9 protein-coding genes are annotated in these 12,601 nt (G+C 30.2%); 8 read left to right on the top strand and 1 reads right to left on the bottom strand.

What is annotated here, in order from left to right:
- The first annotated feature begins 45 nt into the window (after window positions 1-45).
- The 3 genes from VW161_RS07880 to VW161_RS07870 are packed head-to-tail and all read left to right on the top strand — an operon-like array spanning window position 46 to window position 7,402.
- Complete coding sequence (locus tag VW161_RS07880; protein WP_325192893.1) at window positions 46-5,178, top strand: UvrD-helicase domain-containing protein; 5,133 nt, start codon at window positions 46-48, stop codon at window positions 5,176-5,178.
- Window positions 5,179-5,198: 20 nt separating this feature from the next.
- A complete protein-coding gene (locus VW161_RS07875) occupies window positions 5,199-6,404 on the top strand; it encodes a hypothetical protein (protein WP_325192892.1) in 1,206 nt (401 codons plus the stop codon).
- Between the two features lie 2 nt (window positions 6,405-6,406).
- Window positions 6,407-7,402, top strand: coding sequence for a DNA-processing protein DprA (locus tag VW161_RS07870; protein WP_325192891.1), 996 nt, complete (start codon window positions 6,407-6,409; stop codon window positions 7,400-7,402).
- Between the two features lie 41 nt (window positions 7,403-7,443).
- Here VW161_RS07870 and VW161_RS07865 read toward each other — a convergent pair whose 3' ends face one another.
- Window positions 7,444-8,301, bottom strand: coding sequence for a hypothetical protein (locus VW161_RS07865; RefSeq protein WP_325192890.1), 858 nt, complete (start codon window positions 8,299-8,301; stop codon window positions 7,444-7,446).
- A gap of 183 nt (window positions 8,302-8,484) precedes the next feature.
- Here VW161_RS07865 and VW161_RS07860 point away from each other — a divergent pair, with 183 nt between their 5' ends.
- The 5 genes from VW161_RS07860 to VW161_RS07840 all read left to right on the top strand — a co-directional run bounded on the left by VW161_RS07860 (window position 8,485) and on the right by VW161_RS07840 (window position 12,485).
- The gene (locus tag VW161_RS07860) at window positions 8,485-9,888 is read left to right on the top strand and encodes a gamma-glutamylcyclotransferase family protein (RefSeq protein WP_325192889.1); all 1,404 of its coding nucleotides are present in this window, start codon (window positions 8,485-8,487) and stop codon (window positions 9,886-9,888) included.
- A gap of 123 nt (window positions 9,889-10,011) precedes the next feature.
- The gene (locus VW161_RS07855) at window positions 10,012-10,200 is read left to right on the top strand and encodes a hypothetical protein (RefSeq protein ID WP_325192888.1); all 189 of its coding nucleotides are present in this window, start codon (window positions 10,012-10,014) and stop codon (window positions 10,198-10,200) included.
- A gap of 302 nt (window positions 10,201-10,502) precedes the next feature.
- Window positions 10,503-11,141: a hypothetical protein gene (locus VW161_RS07850; protein WP_325192887.1), complete on the top strand. Its 639-nt coding sequence runs from the start codon at window positions 10,503-10,505 to the stop codon at window positions 11,139-11,141.
- 453 nt (window positions 11,142-11,594) lie between these two features.
- Window positions 11,595-11,891, top strand: a complete 297-nt coding sequence (locus VW161_RS07845) for a hypothetical protein (protein WP_304103961.1) — start codon at window positions 11,595-11,597, stop codon at window positions 11,889-11,891.
- A gap of 156 nt (window positions 11,892-12,047) precedes the next feature.
- Window positions 12,048-12,485 (top strand): hypothetical protein, encoded by a 438-nt coding sequence (locus VW161_RS07840; protein WP_304094875.1) that lies wholly within the window; start codon window positions 12,048-12,050, stop codon window positions 12,483-12,485.
- Window positions 12,486-12,601: the final 116 nt, after the last annotated feature.

The following is a 12,601-nucleotide window of genomic DNA, read 5'->3' as shown; positions in this document are numbered from 1 at the left end:
TTTAGATACATCAATATCATTAAAGGAGACTCTGATTTAAAGAGAATGTTTTTAGAATTAAGCTCAATTAAACATTCTTTTAATGATTATGATAAAAAAATAGAGGATTTCAATATAAAATTAGACAACACATTAGAAAAGATCAGTGACATAGACAAATTTAAAAAAGACCTTAATGAACTTCTAAATGCAGACGAGTACATAGACACTGAAAGAAAAGATCAAATCATCTACAATTACAAATTAACTTATGACTACTTTGATAGGAGAGAAATTTTAGACTTGCCTCTTGGAGATAAACAATCCAAAGTAAATGATTTATTAAATAACTATAAAAATCTTAATTCCCTTGTAGAAAAACACAATAAGGAATTCAAGGAAAAGGAATTCATAAAATCATTAAGCAAATATGAGATTACAATAGATAAATTCAATGAAGAATTAGAGGAATTGAAGAGATCTGATGACTATATTGATGGAAGTGAAAAGAATAAAATACAATCCAAATATAAAGTTTCCCATGATTATTTGGATGAAAACATTTACTCCGTGTCTCTTGATTATCAATTGCAAAACAAAATCAACGATTTCTTAAATAAATACAAGAATCTAGATAATTTTATCCGAAATATTAACAATAACATTACTTTAAAAAGAAAAGAGGAAGAGATGAATAAGAACTTAAGCCAAGTAAAAGAGTTCAATAAAGATTTAGACGAGCTAATTAACTCACCATTCTATATAACTTGGAAGGATAAAGATGATTTGAAAGCAAAATATAAAAAGACTTATGATATCATTAATCAGGGAAAATCACAGGACAAACTTAGTTTAAAGCCAGAATTAAATGAATTTTTAAATGATTACAACTTATTAGACTTTATAATTGAAGATAGAAATGAAGAATTCGTTGAAAAAGAACTTGAAGAACACAGCGATTTATTTGATGATATTGAAAACTTTAATTTAAGCCCTAAAGAAGCAAATAATCCGGAAAGAACCAAAAAATCATTAGATGATAATCAAAGAAAAGCTGTTGTTACAAATGAATTAAGCAACCAAATCGTTGCAGGTGCAGGTTGTGGAAAAACATTGACTGTTCTTGGAAAAGTAAGATATCTTACTGAACGAAAAGGCATAAATCCTAATGAAATTCTTTGTTTATCCTATTCAAACAAGTCTGTAAATGATTTGAAGGAAAAATTGCCTGATGGAATTAACACTTATACATTCCATGGATTGGGAAGATCCATATTAAAAGCAAACGATAAGCCTGCAAGGCCTGATGAGCATGCTTTAACTAATTTTATAAGAATTTACTTCAAGGATAATGTCATTGAGAATGAAAAGCTATGTGAAAAGATTCTTGAATTCTATGCATACTACCTATATAATCTAATTGATGAAGATGAAGTTTCATCCCTTGGAGAATTATATGATATGGAAGAGGGAAGAGACTTTACTACACTTAGAGAACTTTATGGAGAAGATAAAGAGAAAGTTACATTAGACAACAAAACTGTAAAAAGCTTAGAGGAATTGGTTATTGCTAACTATTACTTTATGCATCAAATAGATTATGAATATGAACCTGTTTATAAAGTTATCAATAAAGATTACAATTCACAAAAACAGTACATCACTAATTTAATTTATAATGTTCCTTCAATTAACGAAATTCTTATAGAAGATTTAATCCTTAAATCTGATGAGAAATTTGAAGAATTAATCACTAAAAATCAGATTTTAAATGAATTATATGAAAACAATGATGAGTTTAAAGAATTAATCGGTTTAAAAGAAACATTATATGATGAAGAGGAGAATTATTTCAACGAAGTTATAGGATTAAAAGATTCAACAGATGATGAAGAAGAGAAAGAATCATTCACAGATAAATTAAAAGAATTTTTAGAAAACAACAATGAATTGATTCAAGAATTATCATTTAATTTCGATTATGAAAGAATACATGAAAAGGAAATTAAAGAGTTTCTAGACATTATAGGGCTAAAAGAATCAGAAATCTATAGGGAATATACACCGGATTTCTATTTGCCAGATTATGACATTTACCATGAACACTTTGGTGTAAACAGAAACTGTGAAGCCAAATTCATTGAAGGAGAAGAATCTAAAAAGTATACTGAAGGTATAAAATGGAAAAGAAGTTTGCATAAGGAAAAAGGAACTGAACTTCTTGAAACCTACTCTTATTATATGAGAGAAAACAGGTTGCTTCAAAGATTAGAAGAAAAACTAAAAGAAGAAGGCGTTGAAATTAAAGATATTGATTTTGGATATTTAGTTTCCAAAATAGCAGAACGTGATGAAGTAAATAAATTCAAAGACTTTATGAAATTGATTACCGGTTTTATTGAATTATTCAAAGGAAATAATTACTCTGTAGATAAATTTGAAGAATTTAGAAGACAAAATAACACAGAAGAAAATCAATTCACCAAAAAGAGAAATGAATTATTCTTGGACATTACTGAAGATGTATTCATTTCCTATGAAAACTATCTTAAAGATAATGAAAAAATTGATTTCAATGATATGATCAATCATGCAACAGCTTTAGTTGAAGATGGAAAGCTACATACAATATTCAGATACATTATTGTTGATGAATACCAAGACACATCATATACCCGGTATGACTTATTAAAAGCCATACAAAAAGCAGTATCTGCAAAAGTTACAGTTGTAGGGGATGACTGGCAGTCCATATATCGATTTAGCGGATGCGATGTAAGCTTATTCAAGGACTTCGATAAGTTCTTTGAGAATCCAGAAATAATGACAATTGACACCACCTACAGAAACAGCCAGGAATTGATTGATATCAGTGGAGAATTCGTTAAAAAGAACCCTCAACAAATCCAAAAATCCTTAAATTCCAAGAAAAAATCTGAAAAGGAATCTAAACCTGTAAAGATAGCATATTATAATAAGAAAAGTATTGAAGAAAAGATAAAAGTATTAGAATATGTAGTTAATGAAATTGCAAAAACTTCTAAAAAGATACTTATTTTAGGTAGAAATAACTTTGATATTGATTCCTATTTAAGAGATAAAGATAGAGCATCTCCATTTAGAGCTAAAGGAAGAACTCATGACGAAATTATCTATGATGGAAATGAGGATTTAAAAATAAGATACATTACAGTTCATGGTTCTAAAGGTCTAGAGGAAGATAATGTAATCTTGATTAACTTAGAAAATAAAGTATCTGGATTCCCTAATCAAAAAGTTGATGATCCAATATTAGATTTCGTTATCAGCGACAGCGACCAATTTGAGTATGGTGAAGAACGTAGATTATTCTATGTTGCTTTAACAAGAACTAAAAACAATGTTTATTTACTTGTTCCAGAATCAGATTCAGACAAATCTATTTTTGTTAAGGAATTAGAAGAGGATGAAGATAAATTAGACATCATAACTAAAGAAGACATATTTGGTGATGCTGAGGCAGTCAGTGAAAATCCTGAAGAATTCATGAAAGATAAAAAGGTTTATTCAATTAAAACCAAATTAAAATGCCCTGTTTGTAAAAATGGAGAAATCAGTTTAGTTATTTTGAATAGAGGAACTAATAAGACATTATTGAAATTCTTTGAATGTTCTCATGACAGATGTGAATGGGATGGAGGATTCTATAATTCAGATATTGAATTTTTAGATGAAATAGAGATTTGTCCAGATTGTGGATCTATCCTGCAGCCATTTGATGGTAAATTTGGACCATATTTAAGATGCAATAATCGGGAGTGCAATCACATTGAAAATATGGAAGGAGAAAAGCTAGAAAGATTTACTAAGTTACTGGACAAAATTAATGAAAATGCACCTAAAGAAATTTTAAAAACAGAATTAATATGTCCAAAATGTGGAGAAGGTCATGTTCAATTGGAAATAAATAAAGAAGATGATAAAAAGAGATATTTCAAATGTTCTAATGATTCCTGCAATTGGAATGGAGGAAAAACATCCATAGAAAAAGAAGATTTATATAAGGTTGAATTATGTCCAAGTTGTGATGGATTGCTTGTTCCTAGAAAAGCTAAAAGCGGAAATTATTTCAAAGGTTGCATAAACTTCCCTAAATGCAGAGAAACAAAACCAATGAATGACAAAGAAGAAAGTAGTCCAAAAAGCAATTATATTCCAAATGAAATCATTGAAACTAAATTAAAATGTCCAAAATGTGGAGATACAGTAATAGTTGAGATAAATAAAAAATTCGATGCAAAATACTTTAAATGTTTAAATAAAGGCTGTAATTGGAACGGTGGCAAATATAACCAAGACTTAGAATATTTAGAATATATTGAAAATTGCCCAAGTTGCGATGGAATATTATATCCTAAAAATAGTAAAAATGGACTATTTGTAGCTTGTTCCAAGTTCCCTAAATGTAGAGAATCTAAGCATTTCAATGCAAATAAAAATAAAGAACTTACTAAAAAGCAAAATAATTTCTCTAAAACATTTACAAAAAACATCTCATTAAAGGATAATGTAAAAAAAGAAAGTGAATTTGAAGAAATTAAAACCAAACTTCTTTGTCCAGAATGTAATAGTGGAATAGTGATGCTTCAAAGAAACAAAAAAACTAGAAGAGGAAAGTTTAAATGTTCCGAATGCAACTATGATGGTGGTGATTTTAATCAGGACATAGAAAAGTTAAGTACTTTAGAATATTGTACAAAAGATAATTGTAATGGATTAACCTACATGACTAAAGGTAAATTTGGAGAATTCAGAACATGCAGCAATTATTTTAAAACCAAGTGTGATGCAAATAGGAGTAAACAAAATCAAAGTAATTTAAATACACCCAAATCCAATTATTCAAATATTTCAAATCAAAACAAAAAAATTAGAAAATATGAAGCCATAGAAACTAAATTATATTGTCCAATCTGTGGCACAGGCAAAGTGACTTTGTTGAAAAATAAAGAAACAGGTAAAGGATTTTTCAAATGTTCTAATGACAATTGTAATTATGATGGAGGGCCATTTAATCAAGATCAAAAATTATTAGAAACATTGGCTTACTGTCCAGTTACAGGTTGTAATGGTTTGATATATACTAGAACTGGAAAATATGGGCCATTTAAATCATGCACCTATTATGTAAAAACTAAGTGCAATGCAGGAAGAAAATAAATAGTAAAGAGAGTGATGTGATGAGCAGTACTATAGATAGAAAAGAAAGAATTAATCGGCTAAAAAATTATGTTAATCAAATACCCATATCTGTCCCTTCAATAAAGTTTGAGTTAATTGAAAAAATTGAAAAGGGCAAATTAACATCTTCAAGTGACATAAATAATGAAATAGAAAAAATAGAAAACTACATGAGAAGCACGAAGAAATCCAGACCTTATGAAAAAATTAAAGAGAAAACTGAAAAGAACATTACCAAAAAATTCACTACATCAAAAGAAAAGGAAGAAAATATAATCCTCCAAATACAATCCACAAAAGATATAAAGGAAAAGGAAACTATAGATGATGAGGAAATCATTTATAAAATTTCAACAACAAATGATAAATCAGATGAAGAATCAATAAATAAATTCGTTTTTACTTTTGATACTCAAAAATTCAGTAAAAAAGAGCGATTTAATTACGATACTACTGAATCAGAAATTAGGGATATGGCATTAGAAAGAAAATTTAGATATGCTAAAATACATAATCTAAACATTTTCCATGCGCTTTATTCAGACATTTATTACTTATATGATTATATTCCTGGTCCAAGACGGAAGGAGTACAAAGAACAAGGAGTTAAATTAAGTAATAATGTGGAGGAATGCGTTAAATTGAATGAAGATTTAATCAAATATAAAAATCATAATAAATATGTAAAAAAGTTTACAGAACCTCTATTTGAATCAATTGAAAAAATTCATAATATTTATTTTAATGGCAAAGACGGTGCTGCTCTTCTTACAGTTCCCCCTTCTAGAAAAAATAAAACTCCCCAAACTAAAAAATCGATAGATCTTATTAAAAAATGGGAAGAAAATGGTCAAATTGAACTTGATTTTGAAATCCATAATTATTATGACCTATTGATTAGGCATAAATCTGTCCCATCATCTAAAGAAGGTGATAGAACCATTAAAAAACATAAAGATTCAATAAAATTTAATGAAGAAAAAGATGTATCTGATTCGAATATTGGATTTATCATTTTAGATGACATTACAACTTCTGGAAACAGCATGTATGCATGCAGAGATATTTTAATTGAAAACGGTATTGAAAATAAGGACATTATATCTCTTGCTATTGCTAGAACCGTAAATATTCATGAGGAATTAAAAAAATCAAATGAAGGAGCTATTATAAAAATTGAACCATATAGGGTAGAGAGGTGTTAAATATGGAAAAATTTAAGGAACTTCTTTTCTTAAGCAATATAAAAAGTCTTGGAAAAGTAAATATTAATAAAAAATTTTTAGATTTAGTAAAAAATTCAGAAAATTACACTGATTTAATCTCCAACAAGGTAATCATTTCCAAATACTCCAAAGAAAAAATAGTGGATGCAATTGCAAAGACAGAACATATATATGAAGAAGTGATAAACGATCCGGAAATAACTGTGATAACCCTATTCGATGATGAATATCCAGATAAATTAAATGATATGGGCAATAAGAGACCTATATTTTTATATGTGAAGGGAAATGTGGAAGCATTATCCAAACCTAATATGGCGGTTATTGGAACAAGAAAACCTTCCGAAATCAGCCAAATATTTGAAAAGGAAATGGTTAAGGCTGTTTTAGACAACTCAGAAAGAGCAATCGTAAGCGGACTTGCATTAGGCTGTGACAAGATAGCTCATGAAACAACTGTTATGGAAAATAAGGTTACAGTTGCCATTTTGCCAAGCGGTTTAAATAAGATTACACCCGCTTCACATAATGGGTTAGCTGAAAAAATCATTGAAAATGGTGGTTGTCTGGTTTCTGAGTATAGTCCAAATACAAAAGCCAAATCAGGCACTTTTATAGAAAGAGACAAAATTGTAGCAGCATTATCAGACATCAATGTTGTTATTCAATGTGGAGAAAAAAGCGGAACAATGCATACCGTAAATGCCACTATAGACTACAAAAATAGTGATAGCGATTATCATAGAGATTTATACATATATCTGCCAAATGAATTATCAAAAGAGAATTACATACAAGATAATCCTATTGGTGATTATAGTGGTAATGTTAAAATATTAAATGATGGGAATGGAACAAGAGTAAGTGATATTGGAGAGTTCTGTGAAGAGTTAACTATTTTAGATTCCAATCCAGTCATTAAAAAAAGTTCTAAAGTTAAATCTAAGAAAAAATCAAAGCAAACAACTTTATTTTAAATGTAAAAAATGATGAATTTTCATCATTTTTCTTTTTTTAATTATTCTTCACCAAAAGCATCATCAAGCATATATTCAAATATATTTAAAAGATCTTCTGTTGCTTCCATAAGCAAATCAATATCACTATGGCTTGATTTTCCTCTATGCACAATATTGCATCTAAGAGTATAATAATAATTAAGGCAATACTTTGGATTACTCAAATCAAATACGTTTTTAAATAAATTATCAGTATTATATATAGGCCTATAATGCTTTCCACCAGCATATATATTCAATGCTTTCCTAAAGACTTTCTCTTTAGATAACTCTTCACGACTTTCATGCTCCTTTTTTCTATAATACCTTAACTTACAGTACCTATCTATTGCAGACCATAGCAACATGTAATTCATCTGCAGATTGAAAAATCCCTTTTCCTTACGAAATATTCCTGATCCTAAATTTTCCTTAACTAATTGGATTCCTTCCTTAAATAGAGGGTCATTTTTTCCGCAGTAACACTTTCTATCAACTGGATCTTCAATATCATTGCTTCCATTTGACTGTTTTCTTCCAAATAGGACATTTACTTTTTCTGTCCCTATATCAATTGTGCCCCATTTGTATAAATTGCCGGATATGGCATCAATAATAGTTTTATAAGCTTCATCACCATCACTGAAATGGAATATATAACCACAGGTTTCTTCGAAATCCATCTCTTTAGAGAACAATATAGGAACTCCATCCCTATGCTTCATGGAATAATTTACACATGCTTCATTCTTTTCATAAATAAGGTCTTTTATCCTTGAATATGCTATCTCTCCAGGCTTAAGCACACCATATGCAAAAAAAGGCAAACTAATGTCATATGGTTTCCTTAATTTTTTGTAATTATCATTATCCCCCATCTTATCACCATTAATTTCTTATTAATTTTCTTAATTTAAATAGTTTTTTTATATGAAAAACCAAAAAGTATATATACTATTAAAAACTTAAATATAATGTTATAAGGATAACATCAAATCCTAATAACAAGCTTTAAAAAATTACACCAAAGCTTCTTTTAAAAACAACACGGAGATGATAACATGACCACTTTAAAATTAACTAGATTAAACGAACCAAACATTGAAAAACTTTACGAAATGAAATCAACCCTCAGAAACATCCTTGAAGAAGGAGATTTCGAAAATCTAAACACCATATTAGATTTTCAGGACAAGGACGGTAGCTTCAAGCTATTCTCCACTTACAGAATCCCTTCAGATGCAAGGGTTGACTTCTGCCATGAACCAACATACATCTGCTCATCCATTCTTATGAAATCATACTTAACAGGAGATTCTCAATTAAGACAAAAGATTGAAACTCCTCTAATCCGAGGATTGGAATGCTGCACTATGAGACACTTGAGAGGACATGGATTATATGGACTTGAAGGCCAAATGGAAGCTTTAAACATCTTCAAGAGAGGTGGGCTTCGAGAATTCATTGATCTTTATCCTGAACTCAACTCCAAATTCACTGAAATGATACTCAATATCATCAAGGAATTTGAAGCTCTTGAAAGAGAAGAGGATTTCAAAGGACCATGGGGAGAAGACTACAAGGACAAAATCCTTGAAATAAACAAATACTTCAATGCAAGGAAAGTGTTTGTTTACGGAACACTCATGACTGGAGAATCCAATCACCATTTCCTTGAAAACAGCACCTGCTTAGGCAAAGCTGCCATTGAAGGATATGACATGTATGATGTGGGAGGATGGTATCCTGCAATCATACCTGGAAATGCAAGAATCATTGGGGAACTTTACGAAGTTCATGAAAATGACATGACTTCAATAGACATGCTTGAAGGGGAAGGAAGCCTTTACATCCGCAAATGCAGGGAAACTACTAGCAAGGAATTGGCTTACATCTATGAATATGCTCAAGACACTGAAGGACTTGAAAAAATAGATTCATGGAAGGAATACATCTGGTATGTATCCTATGGAAGCAACATGCTAGAAGAAAGATTCCTTTGCTACATCGAAGGAGGATGCTTTGAAGGCAGTTCCTCATATAGAGACCCTTGCGAAGATCCTACAAGACCTCTTGAAAAAAGAGCCATTGACATCCCATACGACATGTACTTTGGAAATTATTCCACTTCATGGGAGGGATGTGGAGTGTCCTTTTTGGATACAACCAAAGATGGCCATGCTTTAGGAGTTGCATATCTCATCACCAGAGAGCAATTCGAGCATGTAGCTGCTGAAGAGAATGGCGGTCGCAGCCCAGGATACGGCAATTGGTATGAGGATATCATATCACTTGGAGAAATGGACGGATTTGAAATGCTTACAATAAGCAATGACGAATTACGCCCATACAACGAACCTTGCGAGGAATACTTGAACACTCTTAAAAGGGGAATCAGGGAAAACTGGAGCGAAATGTCTGAGGAAGACATTGAAAACTACCTTGATAGTTGCATTAGGGGATAAATCTATTCCTTTAACAACTATTTACTCTTTTTTATTTGTTTACCTAAGAATAAGATTATTTTTTCAAATAATGTAAACACTTCTTTTTTATAGATATTAAAAGTATCAAAAACACATTACATAATGCAAAAAAGATACAAAACAAAAAGTATCAAAAACACATTACATAATGCAAAAAAGATACAAAACAAAAGTATGCCTAAGGTGGCATACACTAGAGAGGATGGAGCAAAAGATATTCCATTAGATGCTAAGATAAAAAAACCAAAAAACTTTAAACAACAAACTTTTTACAATAAAAAAATTCATTAAAAGCACCCCATTAAAAAAGTCTAATTTTGTCTAAAAATAATCAGGAATTTTAAAAAACATTCATCAATTAAATGGCTCAGTGAATTTTTATTTTATAGACTTAATAAACTTAAAAAAAAAACACCATATTTTCTTATTTTTGTTTAATTTTTAATCAAGAAAAATAAAAAATATTAAAAATGATTCAAAAATCAGTTTTAAATATTTAAAAAGGGATAGGAAAACATGACATGGCTAAAAGCAAAACTTAAAATAGGGTTTGTGATGCAAATGACACACCATATCATATATAGATGCGAAAAGTGCAATTCCAAACTGATAAGCTTGAATCTGTTTTTTATCTGAACTCGAAAAATGAAGTTAAAGTGGCAAGCAGTGCCACTTTAGCAATGGAAGAAAGCAAATCCTCAGCCCTTACGGGAATCATCAAGGAGACATTCTGCACAAACTGCAATAGGAACATCCAGGTTTTTGAAATTGACATGAAGAACTGTCTATACAACTGCCAAGATGCAATAAAGATACTGAAAAGCAGCTTGATTGATAAGCGCAAATTCATAGAAGAGAAATACGGCAGATCATTGAAGCTGCATGAGATTATCAAAAAAAGGAGATCAGTTTTGGAAATATACTATTTTCTATTGGAAAACGAAAGGTATTTCAAGGACCTGATCAATAATTTCACTACTGACTATGAGCTTTTGGAAGACAAGAACCATATCATGCTTGAATACCTGAAACACCTAATCAACACCTTCAAGAAAACGGAATGTGTGATAAGCATCAAAGATGAAGATTTCTACATAAACTTCAATGAGCGCAAAACAAGATTGAATTCATGCCCAAATTGCCTAAAGGGAATTAGCTTTATCGATGAGGATGAGATATGCCCACTATGCGGCAACAAACTATTTATAGACAAGGTAATTTACATTGATTAAGGATTCAAGTCATCAAAGACCATGAATAAAATCCCTAAAAGAAAATTAAGGAATCAAATCATCAAAGACCATGAATAAATCCCTAAAAGAAAATTAAGGAATCGAATCATCAAAGACAATGGAGAATATTCTAAAAGGGATCAGATATTCACCTATATATTAATGGACCATATATTGTTCTAACAAGCATCATTGCAGATTAAACTTTGTTTTATGAAATCATGAAAAGTCTAAATAATTTTCAGCTGATTTCATATAATGAGACCATTCTATTTTTAATGAATCGTAATATCTATAAAACTAATCATAATTTCTATTTCTGTTCAAAAATCAACTAAAAATCATAAGGATTTTAAATATTGTTCAAAACTCATATTTATAAGACTTGAAGAAATTATATTCTACCACCCCCTAGAAAGAATTATTCATTAACAAAGATTTGATGTGAGATAAATGAGAGAAGACGATTATGCCACAGAACTTATCAAAGAGAAAGAGAAAAAGGATGCTGTTGGAGCAGCAACCCTTGAGGAAGAGGAACTGACTTTGACGAATAAGATCATAGTTGCAATAGGATACATATTATCAATAATGCTCCCAGTAGGGGGATTGGTCTATGGAATCATATTGCTGATGTTCAAGAGGGAACCTCCAATATACCGAAAGCATGCTCCATATATCATAATAATTTCAATAATCCTGTGTTTCATAATTGCATTAATTGAAATGATATACTATCACATAATTTAAGAGAAATACATTAAGTGAAAAGATATGCTATAACATAATTTAAGAGAAATACATTAAGTGAAATTACATGCTATCACACGATTATATGGAATAAAACAAGTGAAATAACATACTACAACACCCATTTAGGGAATAAAAAATCAAAAGCTGTTAAATATGTTAAAGAAATCCATCGTAATACTATTCATTGTAGCGGTCATATTGACTCTATCATATCTTTATCCTTCAACCAATTTGGAAACTGAAATAACCTGCTATGGACACAGCGCAAGTTCCAATGGGGAATATATGACTGTCTATCTGCTTCATAAAGATAACTCTAAGTTGACTCCAGAGAGTTTCAGGTATGTTCCACTAAATGATATGCCACTTTCCATCAATATAACCGATGATGAAAACAGGACAAAATCCTATAGCATGACAACAAATGCAAAGGGTCAGGCAAGAGTAATGTCCCTTGAAAAAAGGAACTATCACGTTTCAGTGATGTTTGAGGGAAAATACAATTACAAACCCTCCAGATGGGAAGGGGATGTTGATTTGAAAAACTCAAGCTCCAGCTATAGGCATGAATACTTTGACTTAAATTCATGATAGTTCAGAGTTTTCTTTAAAAAATAGATAAAAAAGAAAATAAAAAAATAAATAAGCAAGCCTTATTAATATTACGATTAAAAAAAAAAAAAAAAAAAAAAAAAAAAAAAAAGCAA

It is taken from the genome of Methanobrevibacter ruminantium (assembly GCF_016294135.1).
GTDB classification, from domain to species: Archaea; Methanobacteriota; Methanobacteria; order Methanobacteriales; family Methanobacteriaceae; genus Methanobrevibacter; species Methanobrevibacter ruminantium_A.
The sequence above is the reverse complement of the archived record's forward strand: the minus strand, read 5'-3'. Positions and strand labels throughout refer to the sequence as shown.

Bases quoted from the DNA above. Each gene is read 5' to 3' on its own strand.
- VW161_RS07880 (WP_325192893.1), top strand. From the start codon at position 46: ATGTTTTTAGAATTAAGCTCAATTAAACATTCTTTTAATGATTATGAT.
- VW161_RS07875 (WP_325192892.1), top strand. From the start codon at position 5,199: ATGAGCAGTACTATAGATAGAAAAGAAAGAATTAATCGGCTAAAAAAT.
- VW161_RS07870 (WP_325192891.1), top strand. From the start codon at position 6,407: ATGGAAAAATTTAAGGAACTTCTTTTCTTAAGCAATATAAAAAGTCTT.
- VW161_RS07865 (WP_325192890.1), bottom strand. From the start codon at position 8,301: ATGGGGGATAATGATAATTACAAAAAATTAAGGAAACCATATGACATT.
- VW161_RS07860 (WP_325192889.1), top strand. From the start codon at position 8,485: ATGACCACTTTAAAATTAACTAGATTAAACGAACCAAACATTGAAAAA.
- VW161_RS07855 (WP_325192888.1), top strand. From the start codon at position 10,012: ATGCAAAAAAGATACAAAACAAAAAGTATCAAAAACACATTACATAAT.
- VW161_RS07845 (WP_304103961.1), top strand. From the start codon at position 11,595: ATGAGAGAAGACGATTATGCCACAGAACTTATCAAAGAGAAAGAGAAA.
- VW161_RS07840 (WP_304094875.1), top strand. From the start codon at position 12,048: ATGTTAAAGAAATCCATCGTAATACTATTCATTGTAGCGGTCATATTG.